This is a genomic window from Streptomyces sp. NPDC041968 (genome assembly GCF_055589025.1).
In genome coordinates this window covers 554,681-571,395 of the sequence record NZ_JBVJCB010000003.1, presented here as the reverse complement: position 1 = coordinate 571,395, position 16,715 = coordinate 554,681, and the positions used below count along the sequence as shown (strand labels likewise).

Here is a 16,715-nt window from a genome sequence, read left to right as displayed (position 1 = left end):
TTCAGCGACCCTGGTTGTAGGGGTACTGACCGCTCTGCTGGTCGCCGTAGGGCTGCTGCCCGTAGTTCTGCGGGTACTGCTGGGGGTACGGCTGCTGCGGGGGCTGCTGGTACTGCGGAGGCCGCGGCTGGTACTGCTGCGGCTGCTGGTACTGCGGGGGCTGCGGCTGCTGGTACTGCTGCTGCGGCTGCTCGTACTGGTCGACCCTGCGGAGCTGGGTCGTGGCGTCGTCCATGACCGGGTACGAGGGCTGCGGCTGCTGCTGGGCCGCGGGGGGCGCGGTCGCGGCGGCGCGCTTCTTCTTGCCGCGCTCGCGCAGGTACTCGATGGCGATCGGGACGACCGAGACGACGACGATCAGGACGAGGATGGGCTCGACGTTGGTGCGGATGAACTCGATCTGGCCCAGCCAGTAGCCCGCGAGGGTGACGCCCGAGCCCCAGGCCACGCCGCCGATCACGTTGTACGTGAGGAAGGTGCGGTACTTCATGCGGCCGGCGCCCGCCACGATGGGGGCGAAGGTGCGCACGATCGGGACGAAGCGGGCCAGGACGATCGCCTTGGGGCCGTACTTCTCCATGAACTCGTGCGCCTTGTCCAGGTTCTCCTTCTTGAAGAGCTTGGAGTTCGGCCGGCTGAAGAGCTTAGGACCGAGGAACTTGCCGATCATGTATCCCACTTGGTCGCCGATGACGGCGGCCAGCACGATCAGCGTGCACACCAGCCACAGCGGCTGGCTGATGTACTCGCCCTGGGCGACGAAGAGGCCCGCGGTGAACAGCAGCGAGTCGCCGGGCAGGAACGCGAAGAGTCCGGACTCGGCGAAGACGATGAGCAGGATGCCCGGCAGAGCGAAGGTCTCGATCAGGTAGTCCGGGCTGAGCCACTCGGGGCCGAGCGCAAGGGTGGTCACGGGATTGTGGCTCCTGCTGCTGGGGGGAGGCGGGCTGGGACTGGCTGCCCAAACGTATCAACGCAGCCGTCGGGTTCCAGGTTCCACCGGGCATCCCGGTGTGCACTGTGGCCGGACCCGGGGAAGCCTGAGAACCATGAGCATCGAAGAATACGGCGGCGGACAGGGCCCTCGGCCCGAGGTGCTCGTCGTGACCACGAACGATCTGCCGGGCCACCGCGTGCAGGAGGTGCTCGGGGAGGTCTTCGGACTGACCGTGCGCTCCCGGCACCTGGGGAGCCAGATCGGCGCCGGGCTGAAGTCGATGGTCGGCGGCGAGCTGCGCGGCCTCACCAAGACGCTGGTCGAGACCCGCAACGAGGCGATGGAGCGACTCGTCGAGCAGGCACGCGCGCGAGGGGCCAACGCGGTCCTGGCGTTCCGCTTCGACGTGACGGCGGCCGCGGACGTGGGCACCGAGGTGTGCGCGTACGGGACGGCGGTGGTCGTGGCCCGGGAGTGAGACCCGGGCCACGACCACCGCTCAGGAGGTGTGCCGGACGGCGTTGGCCAGGATCGCGTCGCGCATGTAGGCGGCGAGGCCCTGCTTGGCGGCGTCGATGTTTCGCGTGAAACGTTCGTCCGAGACGTACATGTCGCCCAGGCAGGTGTGCATCTCGTACCCGCAGTCGTAGTGGTTGCGGATGATGCCCAGCCGGTGGTCCTCGGCGGCGTCCATCGCCCCCTCGGAGTCGGCGGGCTCACCGGCGTCCATCAGGGCGACGAAGCGCCGGGTGAGTTCGTCGGCCTCGTCCTGGATGCGCTGCCAGTCCTCCTTGGTGTACGTGGCGGTCTTCTGCTGCGACTGGCGGTAGGCGTCGGTGTCGCCCCAGCGCTCGCGCACCTCCTCCTGGTGCTCGTCGGGGTCGAAGTCGCCGAAGACCTCGAACTTCTCCTCGGGCGTGAGGTTGATGCCCATGCTGCGTGCCTCCAAGGCGTGCTCCACGGCCGCCGCCATCTTCTGCAGCTTCTCGATCCGGGCGGACAGCAGCTCGTGCTGGCGGCGCAGGTGTGCGCGCGGGTCCGCGGCCGGGTCGTCCAGCAGGGCGGCGACCTCGTCGAGCGGGAAGCCCAGCTCCCGGTAGAACAGGATCTGCTGCAGCCGGTCGAGGTCGCCGTCGCCGTAGCGCCGGTGGCCCGCGTGGCTGCGCTCGCTGGGTACGAGCAGGCCGATGTCGTCGTAGTGGTGCAGGGTGCGCACCGTCACTCCGGCGAAGCCGGCGACCTGTCCCACGGAGTAGCTCACTTCCGCTCCCTTCTCTGACGCCCTCCACGCTGCCTCCTCACGTGACGTGAGGTGCAAGCCCGCATGCGGGGGCCCGGCCCCGGACCTACCGTCGACTGCATGCCATTGCACCAGGTGCCCCCCGCGCCCCACGACGGCGACCGTGACCGGCGCCGGCTCGCCGTCAACCCGTTCCACGGGGCGACGAACCCGCTCGGCGGCATGACCGAGGCCCCGCCGGCCCACCGGCTGCCCGACTCCCCGCTGCCCCCGGAGACGGCGTACCGGCTCGTCCACGACGAGCTGATGCTGGACGGCAACGCACGCCTCAACCTGGCCACCTTCGTCACCACCTGGATGGAGCCGCAGGCCGGGGTGCTGATGGGCGAGTGCCGGGACAAGAACATGATCGACAAGGACGAGTACCCGCGCACCGCCGAGCTGGAGCGGCGCTGCGTGGCGATGCTCGCCGACCTGTGGCACGCGCCCGACCCCGCGGCGGTGGTGGGCTGCTCCACGACCGGGTCGAGCGAGGCGTGCATGCTGGCCGGCATGGCGCTGAAGCGGCGGTGGGCGCTGCGCAACGCCGACCGGTACCCGGCGAGGGACGTGCGGCCCAACCTGGTCATGGGCGTGAACGTCCAGGTCTGCTGGGAGAAGTTCTGCACCTTCTGGGAGGTGGAGGCCCGGCAGGTCCCCATGGAGGGCGACCGCTTCCACCTGGACCCCCGGGCCGCCGCCGAACTCTGCGACGAGAACACCATCGGGGTCGTTGGCATCCTCGGCTCCACCTTCGACGGCTCCTACGAGCCGGTCGCCGACCTCTGCGCGGCCCTGGACGCCCTCCAGGAGTGCACCGGGCTCGACATCCCGGTGCACGTCGACGGCGCGTCCGGGGCCATGGTCGCGCCCTTCCTGGACGAGGACCTGGTGTGGGACTTCCGGCTGCCGCGGGTCGCCTCGATCAACACCTCGGGGCACAAGTACGGCCTCGTCTACCCCGGTGTCGGCTGGGCGCTGTGGCGGGACGCGGACGCACTGCCCGAGGAGCTGGTCTTCCGGGTCAACTACCTGGGCGGCGACATGCCGACCTTCGCGCTGAACTTCTCCCGGCCCGGCGCGCAGGTGGTCGCGCAGTACTACACGTTCCTGCGGCTGGGCCGGGAGGGCTACCGGGCGGTGCAGCAGGCCTCGCGGGACATCGCGCGCGGGATCGCCGAGCGCGTGGAGGCGCTCGGCGACTTCCGGCTGCTGACGCGCGGCGACGAGTTGCCGGTGTTCGCCTTCACGACGGCCGACGACGTGACGGCGTACGACGTGTTCGACGTCTCGCGGCGGCTGCGGGAGGGCGGCTGGCTGGTGCCGGCGTACACCTTCCCGCCGCACCGCGAGGACCTGTCGGTGCTGCGCGTGGTGTGCCGCAACGGCTTCTCGGCCGACATGGCCGACCTGCTGGTGGAGGAGCTGGAGCGGCTGCTGCCGGAACTGCGGCGGCAGCCGCACCCACGGACCCGGGACAAGGGGGCGGCGACCGGGTTCCACCACTGAGCCCTGCCTAGCGGCTGAGTCGCGCGAACCTCCGTACCGCCAGGGGGAAGAAGAGCGCGAGCAGGGCCAGCGGCCAGGCGAGGGCCGCCCACACGTGGCCGGGCTCCCCGCCGGGGCCGCCGAACAGGTCGCGTACGGCGGTGGCGGTCTGGGACATCGGGTTCCACTGGACGACCGTCCCCAGCCAGCCCGGCATGGACTCAGGGGTGGCGAAGGCGTTGGAGAGGAAGCCGACCGGCCAGACCAGGATCTGCACCGCCGTCACCAGTTCCGGCTTCCCGGCCACCAGGGCCAGGAAGATGCCGATCCACAGCATCGCGAACCGGAAGAGGAGCAGCAGGCCGACGGCGCCCAGGAAGGCGCCGGGGCCGCCGTGGGCCCGCCAGCCGAGCGCGTAGCCGACCCCGACGAGCACCGTGAGCCCGAGCGTCGACTGGAGCATGTCGGCGGCCGACCGGCCCACCAGAACCGCGCCGTTGGTCATGGGGAGGGAGCGGAAGCGGTCGACGACCCCCTTGTTGAGGTCCTGGGTGACGGCGATCATCGTGCCCTCCAGGCCGAAGGCCATGGTGAGCGCCAGCATCCCGGGGACCAGGTAGTCGACGTAGTCGCCGCTCACCCCGCGGCCGCCGCCGACGAGGTAGCCGAACATCAGCAGCAGCATGACCGGGAAGACCAGGTTGACGACGACGGTGACCGGCTGCCGTCCCCAGCGGGCCAGCTCGCGCCGGGTCATGGTCCACGAGTCGGTGAGGGCGTACGCCAGGGGGCCGGCGCCGGTGGTCGTGACGGTGCCCGTGCTCACGCTGTCTCCTTCGTGCGGTCGGTGAGGTGCAGGAACACCTCGTCCAGGGTCGGGCGGCGCAGGGCGATGTCCTCCGCCTCGATGCCGGCCTCCTCCAGCGCCCGTACGACGCCGGAGAGAGCCGCCATGCGGTCGGTGACCGGGGCGCTGACCAGCCGGCGGTCGGTGTCGACGCGGACGCCGGTGAGCGGCAGCAGGGCGACGGCCGCGCCCAGGTGTCCGGCGTCGCGCAGGACCACGTCGACGCGGTCGCCGCCGGTGGCCGCCTTCAGTTCGTCCGCCGTGCCGTCGGCGACGACCCGGCCGGCGTCGACGACCGAGATGCGGTCGGCGAGCTGGTCGGCCTCCTCCAGGTACTGGGTGGTGAGCAGGACCGTCGTACCGCCCCCGACCAAGGAGCGGACGGAGGCCCACACCTCGGCGCGGCCCCGCGGGTCGAGGCCCGTGGTGGGTTCGTCCAGGAAGAGGACCTCCGGTTCGGTGATGAGGGACGCGGCGAGGTCCAGGCGGCGCCGCATGCCGCCGCTGTAGGCGCTGACCGGTTTGCGTCCGGTGTCGGTGAGGTCGAAACGGGCGAGCAGTTCGTCGGCACGCGCGCGTGCCCGCCGGGCGCCCAGATGGTGGAGGCGGCCGAACATCTCCAGGTTCTGCATGCCGCCCAGCTCCTCGTCCAGCGCCGCGTGCTGCCCGAGCAGGCCGATGCGCAGCCGTACGGCGTACGCGTCGGTGACCACGTCGTGTCCGGCCACCTCGACCCGGCCGGCGTCGGGGCGCAGCAGGGTGGAGAGGATCCGGACCAGCGTCGTCTTGCCCGCGCCGTTGGGCCCCAGCACCCCGTGCACCGTGCCGCGGGCGACCGTCAGGTCGATCCCGTCCAACGCTTTCTTGCCGCCATACTTCTTGCGTGCCCCTTCGACGGTGATCGCCGCGTCGGCCACTGACACTCCTCATTTAGTCAAACTTGACTACTGACCCGCGGAGCGTATGCCCGTCTCCCGACTTAGTCAAACTTGATTAGTCGCGGTCTCCCGGATGCGGTTCCGGCGTCGCGAACGGGTTCTCCTCGCCCTCTCCGAGGACGCCGACGAACGGCTCGCCCTCACCGGCGAACGTGTACGCACCGCCTCGGATGCGCTCGATGAGCGCGCGGGTCCACTCGGCGCCGGTGTCGGCGGAGTGCACCCACAGGTTCATGATCTCGCCGATGTGGCCGAGCTGCCCGGGGCCGTCCTCGGGGGTGTAGTACTCGGTGACGGCCCTGCGCCACGTCTGGATGGCCTGGACCCGTTCCTCCAGCAGCGTCAGCACCTCGTCGCGCTCCAGGTCCACCATCAGGCCGAGTCCGGCGGCGAGCACGTCCGGCTTCTGGTCGTAGGCGGTGAGGGACGCGCGCAGCAGGCCGAAGAACTCCTCGGTGCCCTTCTCCGTGATCTCGTACTCCGTGCGGGGCGGCCCGCCGGCGGTCGACGGGGCGATCTCGTGCGCGTGCAGCAGACCCTGCTTGGCCATTTGCTTGAGCGCGTGGTAGATCGAGCCGGGCTTGGCGTTGGACCACTCGTGCGCGCCCCAGAACTCCAGGTCGTTGCGGACCTGGTAGCCGTGGGCCCGCCCGTGCTGGCGGACCGCGCCCAGCACCAGGAGACGGATCACTGACATACGGTCCAGGTTAGGCGGGCGCCTCCTGCTCCCTCGCCACCAGGTCCCAGGCCGAGGCGCCGTCCAGCGACTCGCGGACGATGTCGGCGTGGCCTGCGTGCCGGGCCGTCTCGCGGATCAGCGTCAGGCACAGCCACCGCATGGAAACGCGCTCGTCCGGCGGGAACCAGGGTGCCTCGGGCAGCGGGAAGGTGTCGTCGAGGCTGGGCACCTCCCGGATGAAGGCCTCCGTCTCGGCGGCGACCCTCTCCCAGTACGCCAGCTGCGAGGCCACCGTCTCGTCCCCCACCAGGACGAAGCACTCGTGCCAGTTCGACTCGTCCCGCTCGACGGCCGGCGGCACCTGCCGGGCGCGGGCGACCCACCCCTGCTCGACCTCGGCGACGTGCTTGATCAGCCCGGCCAGGGACAGTTCACTGGCGCTCGGCCGGGACGACGCCTGCTCGTCGGTCAGCCCCAGCACCGACCGGCGGATGCCGCCGCGCTGCTCCGCCAGGAAGGAGAGCAGTGCTCCGCGCTCGTCGCCCTGCGCTTCGGGTCGCACGTGAGTGACCATGACCGGCCGCCTTTCGTCGGACGGGGGACTTCCCCCCGACACCGAGAAAGCTACGGGCCCTTGCGGTCAACCTCTGTCCGCAAGGCCCCGACACGGGAGCGGGAACTAGAACGGGAAGCCGCTCCGCCCGTGCTGCACCGAGATCCACTTCTGGGTGGTGAAGGCGTCCAGCATGGTGTCGCCGTTCAGACGGCCGAGGCCGGAGTGCTTCTCCCCGCCGAAGGGCACGATCGGCTCGTCGTGCACGGTCCCGTCGTTCACGTGGAACATGCCGGCGTCGATCCGCTTGGCGAAGGCGACGCCGCGCTCGATGTCACCGGTGTGCACGGCGCCGCTCAGCCCGTACGGCGTGTCGTTGACGAGGCGGACGGCCTCCTCCTCACCGTCGAACGGGACGAGGAAGGCGACCGGACCGAAGACCTCCTGCCGCAGGAGCGCCGAGTCGGCGGGCAGGTCGGTGAGGACCGACGGGGTGACGAGGTTGTCGGTGGTGGTGCCGCGCACCAGGGCGGTGGCGCCCTCGGCGAGGGCCTGCTCGACGATGCCCGACAGGGCGTCCGCCTGCGAGGAGTTGATCACGGGACCGATGACGGTCGACGGGTCGCGCGGGTCACCGGCCTTGAGGGTCCTGACCTTGGCGACGAACTTCTCGGTGAACTCCTCGGCCACCGACCGGTCGACCAGGACGCGGTTCGCGGCCATGCAGACCTGGCCCTGGTGCACGTAGCGGCTGAAGACGGCGGCGTCGACGGCGTAGTCGAGGTCGGCGTCGTCGAGGACGACGAGGGCGCTGTTGCCGCCGAGTTCCAGGATGGAGCGCTTGAAGTGCGCGGCGCAGACGGTCGCGACGTGGCGGCCGACCTTGTCCGAGCCGGTGAAGGAGATCACCTTCGGGACCGGGTGCTCCAGGAAGGCGTCGCCGATCTCCGCGATGTCGGTGACCACGACGTTGAGCAGCCCGCCCGGCAGGCCGGCCTCCTCGAAGAGCTTCGCGACCAGCGTGCCGCCGACGATCGGCGTGTTCTGGTGCGGCTTGAGGACGACGCCGTTGCCGAGGGCGAGGGCCGGGGCGACCGACTTCAGGGAGAGGAGGAAGGGGAAGTTGAAGGGGCTGATGACGCCCACGACGCCGACCGGCACCCGGTAGACGCGGTTCTCCTTGCCGTCGACCGGCGAGGGGATGATCCGGCCCTCGGGGCGCAGCGCCAGGTGGACCGCCTCGCGCAGGAACTCCTTGGCGAGGTGCAGCTCGAAGGCGGCCTTCAGGCGCGTGCCGCCCAGCTCGGCGATGATCGCCTCGCTGATCCGCGCCTCGTGGTCCTCGACGAGCCGCAGCGCCTTCTCGAACACCGCGCGGCGCGCGTACGGGTTCGTCGCGGCCCACTGCTGCTGCGCCCGCTCGGCCGCCCGGTACGCCGTGTCGACCTCGTCGACCGTGGCTATCGTGATCGAGGCCAGCTTCTCGTTGTCGTACGGGTTGAAGTCGATGATGTCCCAGGAGCCGGTGCCCGGGCGCCACTCGCCGTCGATGTACTGCTGGGCGAGGTCGGTGAAGTACGACGACATGTGTTCCCTCAATCCCCTAGCTGCCGCAGCCTCCGCGGCCTCGCGACCACCGCGGGCCGGCCGCCTCTGATGAGGCGTCATCGTACTTGTGTTTCAGGGGAGTTGTTCAGATGAGCTGAAGCAGTCCCCGGAGGAGGTCCCGGCTCTCGTCGGGCCCCGGACTGTCCTGCTGGAGCTCCTTCAGCGCCGTCTCGTACTGGGTGACGTCCTCGCGCTTGTCGAGGTACAGCGCGCTGGTGAGCTGCTCCAGGTAGACGACGTCCGAGAGGTCGGACTCGGGGAAGCTGAGGATCGTGAACGCGCCACTTTCACCGGAGTGGCCGCCGAAGCCGAACGGCATGACCTGCAACCGCACATTCGGGCGTTCGGACATCTCGATCAGGTGCTGGAGCTGCCCGCGCATCACCCGGCGGTCCCCGTACGGACGGCGCAGCGCGGCCTCGTCGAGGACGATGTGGAACTCGGGCGCGCTCTCGGCGACGAGGTGCTTCTGCCGCTCCAGGCGCAGCGCGACGCGTCGCTCGACGTCCGCCTCGCTCGCGCCCTTCATCCCGCGCCGGACGACCGCGCGGGCGTACTCCTCGGTCTGCAGCAGACCGTGCACGAACTGCACCTCGTAGACCCGGATCAGCGAGGCGGCGCCCTCCAGGCCGACATAGGTGGGGAACCAGCTGGGCAGCACGTCGGAGTAACTGTGCCACCAGCCCGCGACGTTGGCCTCCTTGGCCAGGGAGAGCAGGGAGGCGCGCTCGTGCTCGTCCGTGATGCCGTACAGCGTCAGCAGGTCCTCGACGTCCCTCGTCTTGAAGCTCACCCGGCCCAACTCCATCCGGCTGATCTTCGACTCCGAGGCGCGGATCGAGTAGCCCGCCGCCTCTCGCGTGATCCCCCGCGTCTCACGCAGTCGCCTGAGTTGTGATCCGAGCAGCATGCGCCGCACCACCGATCCGGGCTCTCCCGCGCTCACGTTCGCCAGCCTCCCCAACCGTCTTCAGGGGCCGAAGTCTGCCACTAAAACACTTCGAGCAGTACTCGTCCGGTTACGGAAACGGAATCGAGCCGAAGGAAAAGATCAGGATCATGCAGGGAGCGGTCCGAAACCAGCCACTGAACGCGGTGAAGGGGAGGCGAAGACGACGGAAAATTTGCCCAACAAGCGGTACGGGCAGGTCCATTTCGGTCACGTGCACGTGCATCTGCCCTTGCATCTGAGGTACGCATCCGAAACCATGGTCCCGCACCACCGCGCCGCATCGCTATGACCGCGAACTCCCGGGAGTGCCTCGCATGGGGACGAATGGATCGACCATGCTCGAGCCGTTACGGCAGGGCCTTCCGCCACTCGACCCCGCAGCCGTCTCCAACGCCGCCTCCTGTTCCCTGCCGCCCCGCTACGACGCGGTGCGCGAGGCACGGGGATTCACCCGCAGGACGCTCGACGGCTGGGACACCGGCGACCGCTTCGACGACGTCTGCCTGGTGGTCTCCGAACTCGTCACCAACGCCCTGCGGCATGCGCTGCCGGCCGACACCCCGCGGCACGGGGAGCAGAGCGGACCCGTCCGGCTGCACCTGATGCGCTGGTCCGACCGGCTCGTGTGCGCGGTGCGCGACCCCAGTCACGACAGCCCGGTGGCCCGTGCGACGGACGACTTCTCGGCGGAGTCGGGCCGCGGCCTGTTCCTCGTCGACTCCTTCAGCGACAGCTGGGGCTGGCACCCGCTCGCGGGGACGCTCAACGGCAAGGTGGTGTGGGCCCTGTTCCGGCTCCAGAGCCCGGGCGACCAAGCGGACCGGTGCTACGGGTGACGCGTGCCGCAGGGCCTTGATGTGCCGCGGGTCTACGCGCGTTGGTGGCGCCGGGGCGGGTGCCGCGCGCGTCGGGGGCACACCCCGTGGTCGCGTGTCCGCCGGTACCGCGCGGGTCAGCTCACGACGAGGTGGTCGAACTCGCCGTCCTTGACGCCCAGCAGCATGGCCTCGATCTCGGCGCGCGTGTAGACCAGCGCGGGCCCGTCGGGGAAGCGGCTGTTGCGCATGGCCACGCCGCCGTCGGGCAGCCGCGCGAACTCCACGCAGGAGCCCTGCGAGTTGCTGTGGCGACTCTTCTGCCAGGCCACGTCGTGCAGCTGCGTGGCGGCCATGCCGTTGTACACGCCGGACGCGTCGTCAACGTCGTACACGTCGTGGTCCACAGGTCGCTCCCCGGTGGTGCACTGGCTGATGTGGCCATAGATGCAGTGGTAACTGATCCGGATCATAACCCCGTTCACGTGCAGATGCATGAGCAAATGCACGTGCACGCGCGGTGTTCCTGCGGTTACAGCTTTGACGGGTGCGTTACCGAAAGCCCTTGCCCTCTTGGACGCCTGCCCCGGCAGAGACGTTCCCGCGTATGCCCACGGATTCGAAGAAAATGCAACTACATGCAACAACACCGGGGGGCCGCTCAGCGGAGCGGCCCCCCGGTAAGAGGTGGGTGAACGACGTGCGGAACGGTCAGCGCGCGGCGTACGGCAGCAGGGCCATCTCGCGCGCGTTCTTGATCGCCCTGGCCAGCTGCCGCTGCTGCTGGGCCGTCACGCGGGTGACGCGCCGGCCGCGGATCTTGCCGCGGTCGGAGACGAACTTCCGCAGCAGGTCGGTGTCCTTGTAGTCGATGTACGTCACTCCTGCCTGGTCCAGCGGGTTGGGCCGCTGCGCGGCGGGCTTCCGGTCGCTCTTGCGGGGCACGGGGTCAGACCTCCAGGAGGGTGTCGAAGGCGGACGGCAGGCGCCGCCAGGCGGCCTGGCCGGCCGCGTACTCGGCGTCGGTCAGCAGACAGCTCTCCAGAAGCCGTTCCAGGCCGTCGCGGTCGAGGCCGGGGGACGTGAAGACGAGGTGCTGGCAGCGGTCCCCGTGCTCGGGGTGCCAGTCGATCGCGGCGGCCGCGCGACGCACGGGCGGGACCAGGTCCCAGGCGGCGTCCGGGAGCGACGCGAGCCAGGGTCCCGCGCCCTCCACGCACAGGGCACCGCCGGCGGCGTCCCAGTGCAGCAGCGTGTCCGCCTTGTCGGCGAGCCAGAACCGGCCCCGGCTGCGGGCGGCGGCGCAGGTCAGGTCCTCCAGCGCCGCGTACAGCCGTTCCGGGTGGAAGGGACGGCGCCGGTGCCATACGAGGGTGGTGACGCCGTGCGCGTCGGCCTCGGCGGGCAGCAGGGCACAGGCCGGGTGCTGGGCGGCCGCCGCGGCCTCCACGTCGAAGCCGGCGAGCGCCGCGCGGGCCAGCGCGGAGGAGGCGGGGGGCACCGGGTGCGGGGACCGCGCCGGGGAGGCAGGGGGTGTACGCGCTTGGTCGCCGGGGCCGATGGGCACGCGGTGGGCCGTCGGGTGCAGCTGGGCCAGCAGCTCACGGTCCTCGTCGTCGGCCTCCGGGGAGTCGGCGAGGGCCAGGACGGGCGCGTACTCCAGCTGCCGCGCGAAGGTGTCCGCGACGGTGCGCCGGTCGGTGGCCGCGGCGGCGAGGCCGCCCTCGGCCAGGTCGTCGCCGTTGCCCAGGTACGGCAGCACCAGGGCCGGGTCGACAGCGGTGATCACGCCGGTGACGGTGAAGCCGCCGGCCGTCACCACCTCCGCCATCGCCTTGGGCTCGACGGAGTCCCACAGCTCGACGACCGCCAGCGGGGTACCTCCGGCGTCCGCGAGTCGCTCCAGCTCGGGGACGAGGTCCTCGCGCAGGGCGCAGCAGGCGCAGTCGTTGACGAGGGGCGCCTCACCGGCGGAGAGGACGCCGGTGGCGTCCCGCACGGTCCGTACGACCGTTCCCTCGGTGGCCGTCGCCAGGTCGTGGTGGAGGGCGACGCTGCCGGGCACGTCGGCCAGCAGCCGCGCCACGGCCGCCCTCCGGGCGTCGGCGTGCAGGCCGCCGACGACGACCACCGGCAGCCGCACCGACGGGCTCATGCCCCGCCCCGCTTCCCGTACCGCCGCTCGAAGCGCTCCACGCGGCCGGCGGTGTCCAGGACGCGTGCGGTGCCGGTGTAGAAGGGGTGGCTGACGTCGGAGATCTCGACGTCGACCACGGGGTAGGTGTGGCCGTCCTCCCACTCGACGGTGCGCTCACTGGTCATGGTGGACCGGGTGAGGAAGGCGTGGCCGGCGGCGCGGTCGCGGAAGACGACCGGGCGGTACTCGGGGTGGATTCCCTTGCGCACGGCGGATCAGCGCTCCTCTCGGAAGTCGACGTGGCGACCGGCGACCGGGTCGTACTTGCGCAGGGTCAGCCGGTCCGGGTCGTTGCGGCGGTTCTTGCGGGTGACGTAGGTGAAACCGGTCCCGGCGGTGGACCGGAGTTTGATGACCGGGCGGAGTTCGTTGCGTGCCATGCTGGTACCTTACTGAAAATGACTTCCATTAGCATCTAGGACCGTCCCGGTCCGAAGGAGAGGTACGTCACCGTGTCCGCCCACTGCATGCTGACCGGCGCCCGGCCGGGTTTCGGCAACCGCATCTCCCACTCCCACCGGCGGACCTCCCGCCGTTTCGACCCCAACATCCAGACCAAGCGCTACTGGCTGGAGAGCGAGAGCCGGCACGTGCGGCTGCGGCTGAGCACGAAGGCGATCAGGACCGTCGACGCGATCGGCGTCGAGGCGGCCGTGGCGCGCATCCGCGCGCGGGGGGTCAGGGTCTGATGGCGAAGAAGAGCAAGATCGCGAAGAACCGGCAGCGGCAGGAGACCGTCGAGCGGTACGCCGCGCGCCGGGCCGAGCTGAAGGAGATCGTCCGCCGGCCGTCCACCACGGAGGCCGAACGGCTGGCCGCCCAGCGGGAACTGCGCGGCCAGCCCCGCGACGCCAGCCGCACGCGCGTGCGCAACCGCGACCAGGTCGACGGGCGCCCGCGCGGGTACTTCCGCGTCTTCGGGCTGTCCCGGGTGAACCTGCGCGAGCAGGCACACGCCGGACATCTCCCGGGAGTGCGCAAGTCGTCCTGGTAGCTTGCGGCTGTCTTGGGCCGAACCGGCCCTCCGGCTACAGCTTGGAGCTTCCGGTGACACTGGCTACTGCGGAGAGCACGGCGAACGTGAGGGACGCGGCGAGCACGGCGAACACGGCCGGCGCGGCCGTGAGTCCAGCCGTGAGTCGAGCCGTGAGTCCATCGGAGGGGCACGGGTGGGGGCCGCGGGCGCGGCGCCGGGGGCCCGTGCGGGCCGCGGTCGTGGTCCTCGGTCTGGTGGGCACGCTGGCGCTGACGGCATGCACCGGCGGTGGCGAGGACGGCGACGGCGGCGGCTCGGCCACCGGCGGCTCAGGGGCCGGCGACAAGTCCTCTTCCGCGCCCAGCGGTTCCGTGGGCGCGGACCCGGGCGGCGGCGCCGGCGGCGGGTCGCCGTCCGCCGCCGGTGCACTGGAGGGCAGCTGGCTCGCCACCACCGACGGTCGGGCGGTCGCGCTGATGGTCACCGGTGACCGGGCCGCCCTCTTCGCCACCGGCGGGACCGTGTGCAGTGGCACCACCGGTGAGGACACCGGGACCCGGACGATCCGCCTCAAATGCACCTCCGGCGGCGACGACCGGGCGACCGGCACGGTCGAGTCGGTCGACAGGACCTCGCTCAAGGTGGTCTGGCAGGGCGGGGTCGGCGCGGAGACGTACACCAGATCCGAGGGCGGAACACTGCCTCCGGGCCTGCCGACGGCCGGTCTCGGCTCCTGAACCGCCCCCCCCCAGCGAAGGAACGTCACCCGTGCGCACCACCCAGCCCGTCGAGTCCACCGGCCCCGCCGAGCCCACCAGGCCCACCACCACTGCCGCCGTCGCCGTCCTCGCCGCGGCGCTCCTCCTGACCGCCTGCGACGACGGTGGGAGCGGTGGTGACGCCGGCGGCAGCGGCAGCGGTACCGACGACCGCGCCGGCACCGCCTGCCGCATCGCCGAGGTGGGTGTGGGGATCGAACCAAGCCCCGCGCCGGCCGCGGGGGACACGGGCACCGTCGCGGTGACCCTCACCAACCGCGGCCCGGCCTGCGTCCTGCACGGCTTCCCCACCGTGCGCCTGGACGCGGGCGAGACCCCGGTGCCGGTCCCGCGGGACGAGGCGGCCACCCCCCAGCGGCTGACCCTCGACGAGCAGGGCACGGCGTCCTTCACGGTCTCCTACGTACGGGGAGGGACCGACGGCACCGAGGGCCTCACCGTGCGCGCGGCGGAGTTCGCCCTGCCGGACGACGCCTCCACCCACCGCTTCCCCTGGTCGTACGGCACCGTCGCGACGAGGGGCGAGGGTCAGCCGGACGCCACGGTGGGGGCGTTCCAGCGCGCCGGCGACTGAACAGGGCCGCGCCCCCACCCGCCCGGCGTCGGCACCACGGCCCGAACCCGCCCGGGCCCGGCGACGCCTAGGACAGCGGACGTCGGCGGTCGACCCGGGCGTGGTCGGCCGCGCGGGTGCCCTCCGTCCAGCCCGCCGCGTCGGCGGCGCCGCGCAGACGGGTGGTGGTCGTCTCCGGGAACATGCGCTCCAGACGGTCGGTGACCGCGACCTCGCGGGAGGCGAGGACCGGCAGGAGGTCCACGTCCCTCGCCGTACCGGCCCCTGCGGTGGCCGCCTCCGCCGCGGCCCGCAGCCGGGTGCCCGCGCGGTGGGCGTAGGCGGCGAGGAACGACTGCCGGAAGGTCTTGGTCCGCTTGCGCCCGCCCGCACGCTGGGCGGCCTCCGCCTTCGCCATCGCGCCCTCGGCCTGCACGAGCAGCGAGGTGTAGAGGAGTTCGACCACCTCCAGGTCGGCCTCGAAGCCGACGACGGTGGAGAAGCCGAGGGGTTCGTTCCACACCGCCCGGCAGTGGTTGGCGTCGGCCACCGCGTCCAGCAGCACCGCCTTGGCCTGCTCGTACGGAGGCTCCACCCCGATCCGGCAGGCGCCCGGCGCGTCGGGTGCCGGCGCGTGGGCCGCCAGCAGGGCCTCGTCGACGCTGTGCCGGGCCATCAGCTCCTGCGCCTTGGCACTGAGCGCCTCCGCCTCCTCCGGGTACCCGGTCGCCTCCGCCTTGGCGAGCAGTGCCCGGATGCGGGCGAGGGCACGGGACTCCGGCCGGTGCTCCCGATGGGGCGCCTCCCCCGGCAGCCCGGCCTCCAGCGGCTCCAGCGCGGGCAGGCGCAGCAGCAGGCGGTACAGCTCCAGTACGGCGGTGGCGTGCGCGAAGCGGTCGGTGCGGGCAGGCACCTGCTCAGGCAGGGCGGCGAGCTGCGCCGCCCAGCGGGGGCCGCGTGCGCGGTCGTGCGGCGCCTGGGCGCGGATCAAGGCGGCGACCAGGCGTACGTGGACGTCCTCCCGTTCGCGCCGCACGATGCGTACGAGGTCGGCGGGCTGCCAGCCGCGCCGCCAGGCCGTGGCCACGAACTCCGCGCCGCGCCGACCCAGTTCCGCGTCGGCTCCCGGGTCGGCCGCGAGCAGCGAGGCGGCGGCGTCGAGGGTGTCGGCGGCGTCGTCGTACAGGGCGGTCTCGAAGGCACGGTCGACGGTGCTGGGCGTACTCACCCGGCGATGGTGCCACGGGAGGACACCCGGGAGGACACCCCCGAGCACTGTCAACCGCCGGTTGACACCCCTAGGTGCGCAACCTACGGTTGACACATGGCGACGAACCCGAGCATCACGTCATCCGTACGTCTCGACGAACTCATCACCGCGATCAAGAAGGCGCACGCGGAGCCCTTGGAACAGCTCCAGGACGCCGTCATCGCCGGAGACCACCTCGGCGAGGTGGCCGATCACCTCATCGGCCACTTCGTGGACCAGGCCCGGCGTTCGGGCGCGTCCTGGACGGAGATCGGCAAGAGCATGGGCGTGACCCGGCAGGCGGCGCAGAAGCGCTTCGTGCCGAAGGAGTCGGCCGACCTGGACCCGAGCCAGGGCTTCGAGCGCTACACCCCCCGCGCCCGCAACGCGGTCATGGCCGCCCACACCGCGGCCAAGGCGGCCGGCGCCACCGAGGGCCTGCCCGAGCACCTCGTCCTCGGCCTGATCACCGAGCGGGAGAGCCTCTCCGCCAAGGCGATCGCTGCGCAGGGCGTGACCCTCGACGCGGTCCGCGAGGCGGCGTCCGCGGCGCTCCCGCCCGCCTCTGCCGAGGTCCCGGAGCTGGTGCCCTACGGCCCCGCGGCGAAGAAGGTCCTCGAACTCACCTTCCGCGAGGCCCTGCGCCTCGGCCACAACTACGTCGGCACCGAGCACATCCTGCTGGCCCTGCTGGAGCACGAGCACGGCGAGGGGGTGCTCAGCGGGCTCGGCCTCGACAAGGAGGCCGCGGAGCGGTACATCACCGAGGTGCTGGCGCAGTTCCTGGCCGCGAACGAGGAGCAGGAGCCCGACGGGGACCGGGCCTGACCCACCTCGGGGCCCGACCCACCGCGACCCTGGCACC

At 71.7% G+C, this 16,715-nt stretch carries 22 protein-coding genes; 8 read left to right on the top strand and 14 right to left on the bottom strand.

What is annotated here, in order from left to right; all coding sequences use genetic code 11:
- Window position 1: 1 nt before the first annotated feature.
- Window positions 2-913 (bottom strand): DedA family protein, encoded by a 912-nt coding sequence (locus ACZ6EG_RS10720; RefSeq protein ID WP_391972707.1) that lies wholly within the window; start codon window positions 911-913, stop codon window positions 2-4.
- 136 nt (window positions 914-1,049) lie between these two features.
- Here ACZ6EG_RS10720 and ACZ6EG_RS10715 point away from each other — a divergent pair, with 136 nt between their 5' ends.
- On the top strand, window positions 1,050-1,415 hold the full coding sequence (locus ACZ6EG_RS10715; protein WP_356602137.1) for a YbjQ family protein: 366 nt from the start codon (window positions 1,050-1,052) through the stop codon (window positions 1,413-1,415).
- Between the two features lie 21 nt (window positions 1,416-1,436).
- On the opposite strand, the gene ACZ6EG_RS10710 is transcribed toward ACZ6EG_RS10715, so the two are convergent.
- Complete coding sequence (locus ACZ6EG_RS10710; RefSeq protein ID WP_391972706.1) at window positions 1,437-2,198, bottom strand: MerR family transcriptional regulator; 762 nt, start codon at window positions 2,196-2,198, stop codon at window positions 1,437-1,439.
- Between the two features lie 99 nt (window positions 2,199-2,297).
- Between ACZ6EG_RS10710 and ACZ6EG_RS10705 the strand changes: the two genes are divergently transcribed.
- Window positions 2,298-3,725: a glutamate decarboxylase gene (locus tag ACZ6EG_RS10705; RefSeq protein ID WP_469603423.1), complete on the top strand. Its 1,428-nt coding sequence runs from the start codon at window positions 2,298-2,300 to the stop codon at window positions 3,723-3,725.
- Between the two features lie 7 nt (window positions 3,726-3,732).
- Here the strand turns inward: ACZ6EG_RS10705 and ACZ6EG_RS10700 are convergent, their stop codons facing one another.
- The 6 genes from ACZ6EG_RS10700 to ACZ6EG_RS10675 form a co-directional block, all read right to left on the bottom strand.
- Window positions 3,733-4,461: an ABC transporter permease gene (locus ACZ6EG_RS10700; RefSeq protein ID WP_391972758.1), complete on the bottom strand. Its 729-nt coding sequence runs from the start codon at window positions 4,459-4,461 to the stop codon at window positions 3,733-3,735.
- Between the two features lie 65 nt (window positions 4,462-4,526).
- Window positions 4,527-5,468 (bottom strand): ATP-binding cassette domain-containing protein, encoded by a 942-nt coding sequence (locus tag ACZ6EG_RS10695; RefSeq protein WP_391972704.1) that lies wholly within the window; start codon window positions 5,466-5,468, stop codon window positions 4,527-4,529.
- Between the two features lie 76 nt (window positions 5,469-5,544).
- Window positions 5,545-6,186 carry a PadR family transcriptional regulator gene (locus ACZ6EG_RS10690; RefSeq protein ID WP_469603419.1) on the bottom strand — a complete coding sequence of 214 codons (642 nt, stop codon included), beginning with the start codon at window positions 6,184-6,186 and terminating at the stop codon, window positions 5,545-5,547.
- A gap of 10 nt (window positions 6,187-6,196) precedes the next feature.
- Window positions 6,197-6,742 carry a DinB family protein gene (locus tag ACZ6EG_RS10685; protein ID WP_391972702.1) on the bottom strand — a complete coding sequence of 182 codons (546 nt, stop codon included), beginning with the start codon at window positions 6,740-6,742 and terminating at the stop codon, window positions 6,197-6,199.
- Between the two features lie 105 nt (window positions 6,743-6,847).
- Window positions 6,848-8,308 (bottom strand): aldehyde dehydrogenase family protein, encoded by a 1,461-nt coding sequence (locus ACZ6EG_RS10680; protein WP_469603415.1) that lies wholly within the window; start codon window positions 8,306-8,308, stop codon window positions 6,848-6,850.
- 106 nt (window positions 8,309-8,414) lie between these two features.
- Window positions 8,415-9,239 carry a helix-turn-helix domain-containing protein gene (locus ACZ6EG_RS10675; RefSeq protein ID WP_391972757.1) on the bottom strand — a complete coding sequence of 275 codons (825 nt, stop codon included), beginning with the start codon at window positions 9,237-9,239 and terminating at the stop codon, window positions 8,415-8,417.
- 356 nt (window positions 9,240-9,595) lie between these two features.
- On the opposite strand from ACZ6EG_RS10675, the gene ACZ6EG_RS10670 reads away from it, so the two are divergent.
- The gene (locus ACZ6EG_RS10670; RefSeq protein ID WP_391972700.1) at window positions 9,596-10,117 is read left to right on the top strand and encodes an ATP-binding protein; all 522 of its coding nucleotides are present in this window, start codon (window positions 9,596-9,598) and stop codon (window positions 10,115-10,117) included.
- 116 nt (window positions 10,118-10,233) lie between these two features.
- Here the strand turns inward: ACZ6EG_RS10670 and ACZ6EG_RS10665 are convergent, their stop codons facing one another.
- The 5 genes from ACZ6EG_RS10665 to rpmG all read right to left on the bottom strand — a co-directional run bounded on the left by ACZ6EG_RS10665 (window position 10,234) and on the right by rpmG (window position 12,673).
- Window positions 10,234-10,503: a DUF397 domain-containing protein gene (locus ACZ6EG_RS10665; protein ID WP_356602151.1), complete on the bottom strand. Its 270-nt coding sequence runs from the start codon at window positions 10,501-10,503 to the stop codon at window positions 10,234-10,236.
- A gap of 304 nt (window positions 10,504-10,807) precedes the next feature.
- Window positions 10,808-11,041 (bottom strand): 30S ribosomal protein S18, encoded by a 234-nt coding sequence (gene rpsR, locus ACZ6EG_RS10660; protein WP_391972699.1) that lies wholly within the window; start codon window positions 11,039-11,041, stop codon window positions 10,808-10,810.
- Between the two features lie 4 nt (window positions 11,042-11,045).
- On the bottom strand, window positions 11,046-12,251 hold the full coding sequence (locus tag ACZ6EG_RS10655; protein ID WP_469603410.1) for a CobW family GTP-binding protein: 1,206 nt from the start codon (window positions 12,249-12,251) through the stop codon (window positions 11,046-11,048).
- A complete protein-coding gene (locus ACZ6EG_RS10650) occupies window positions 12,248-12,502 on the bottom strand; it encodes a type B 50S ribosomal protein L31 (RefSeq protein ID WP_356602157.1) in 255 nt (84 codons plus the stop codon). Before ACZ6EG_RS10650 ends, ACZ6EG_RS10655 begins: the two co-directional genes overlap by 4 nt.
- A 6-nt stretch (window positions 12,503-12,508) precedes the next feature.
- Window positions 12,509-12,673, bottom strand: a complete 165-nt coding sequence (gene rpmG, locus ACZ6EG_RS10645; protein WP_044382365.1) for a 50S ribosomal protein L33 — start codon at window positions 12,671-12,673, stop codon at window positions 12,509-12,511.
- A gap of 72 nt (window positions 12,674-12,745) precedes the next feature.
- Here rpmG and rpmB point away from each other — a divergent pair, with 72 nt between their 5' ends.
- The 4 genes from rpmB (at window position 12,746) to ACZ6EG_RS10625 (ending at window position 14,622) form a co-directional block, all read left to right on the top strand.
- Window positions 12,746-12,982 carry a 50S ribosomal protein L28 gene (gene rpmB / locus ACZ6EG_RS10640; protein ID WP_391972697.1) on the top strand — a complete coding sequence of 79 codons (237 nt, stop codon included), beginning with the start codon at window positions 12,746-12,748 and terminating at the stop codon, window positions 12,980-12,982.
- Window positions 12,982-13,287, top strand: coding sequence for a 30S ribosomal protein S14 (rpsN, locus tag ACZ6EG_RS10635; protein WP_391972696.1), 306 nt, complete (start codon window positions 12,982-12,984; stop codon window positions 13,285-13,287). The genes rpmB and rpsN overlap by 1 nt, the downstream gene beginning before the upstream one ends.
- Before the next feature lie 206 nt (window positions 13,288-13,493).
- The gene (locus ACZ6EG_RS10630) at window positions 13,494-14,006 is read left to right on the top strand and encodes a hypothetical protein (RefSeq protein ID WP_391972756.1); all 513 of its coding nucleotides are present in this window, start codon (window positions 13,494-13,496) and stop codon (window positions 14,004-14,006) included.
- A gap of 31 nt (window positions 14,007-14,037) precedes the next feature.
- Complete coding sequence (locus ACZ6EG_RS10625; protein ID WP_391972695.1) at window positions 14,038-14,622, top strand: DUF4232 domain-containing protein; 585 nt, start codon at window positions 14,038-14,040, stop codon at window positions 14,620-14,622.
- Between the two features lie 67 nt (window positions 14,623-14,689).
- On the opposite strand, the gene ACZ6EG_RS10620 is transcribed toward ACZ6EG_RS10625, so the two are convergent.
- A complete protein-coding gene (locus ACZ6EG_RS10620; RefSeq protein WP_469603403.1) occupies window positions 14,690-15,829 on the bottom strand; it encodes a DUF2786 domain-containing protein in 1,140 nt (379 codons plus the stop codon).
- 96 nt (window positions 15,830-15,925) lie between these two features.
- Here ACZ6EG_RS10620 and ACZ6EG_RS10615 point away from each other — a divergent pair, with 96 nt between their 5' ends.
- The gene (locus ACZ6EG_RS10615; RefSeq protein WP_366766442.1) at window positions 15,926-16,678 is read left to right on the top strand and encodes a Clp protease N-terminal domain-containing protein; all 753 of its coding nucleotides are present in this window, start codon (window positions 15,926-15,928) and stop codon (window positions 16,676-16,678) included.
- Window positions 16,679-16,715 lie beyond the last annotated feature (37 nt).

Coding starts and splice junctions, on each gene's coding strand:
- ACZ6EG_RS10715 (WP_356602137.1), top strand. CDS start 1,050: ATGAGCATCGAAGAATACGGCGGCGGACAGGGCCCTCGGCCCGAGGTG.
- ACZ6EG_RS10705 (WP_469603423.1), top strand. CDS start 2,298: ATGCCATTGCACCAGGTGCCCCCCGCGCCCCACGACGGCGACCGTGAC.
- ACZ6EG_RS10700 (WP_391972758.1), bottom strand. CDS start 4,461: ATGACCCGGCGCGAGCTGGCCCGCTGGGGACGGCAGCCGGTCACCGTC.
- ACZ6EG_RS10690 (WP_469603419.1), bottom strand. CDS start 6,186: ATGTCAGTGATCCGTCTCCTGGTGCTGGGCGCGGTCCGCCAGCACGGG.
- ACZ6EG_RS10685 (WP_391972702.1), bottom strand. CDS start 6,742: ATGGTCACTCACGTGCGACCCGAAGCGCAGGGCGACGAGCGCGGAGCA.
- ACZ6EG_RS10680 (WP_469603415.1), bottom strand. CDS start 8,308: ATGTCGTCGTACTTCACCGACCTCGCCCAGCAGTACATCGACGGCGAG.
- ACZ6EG_RS10675 (WP_391972757.1), bottom strand. CDS start 9,239: ATGCTGCTCGGATCACAACTCAGGCGACTGCGTGAGACGCGGGGGATC.
- ACZ6EG_RS10670 (WP_391972700.1), top strand. CDS start 9,596: ATGGGGACGAATGGATCGACCATGCTCGAGCCGTTACGGCAGGGCCTT.
- ACZ6EG_RS10655 (WP_469603410.1), bottom strand. CDS start 12,251: ATGAGCCCGTCGGTGCGGCTGCCGGTGGTCGTCGTCGGCGGCCTGCAC.
- rpmG (WP_044382365.1), bottom strand. CDS start 12,673: ATGGCACGCAACGAACTCCGCCCGGTCATCAAACTCCGGTCCACCGCC.
- rpsN (WP_391972696.1), top strand. CDS start 12,982: ATGGCGAAGAAGAGCAAGATCGCGAAGAACCGGCAGCGGCAGGAGACC.
- ACZ6EG_RS10615 (WP_366766442.1), top strand. CDS start 15,926: ATGGCGACGAACCCGAGCATCACGTCATCCGTACGTCTCGACGAACTC.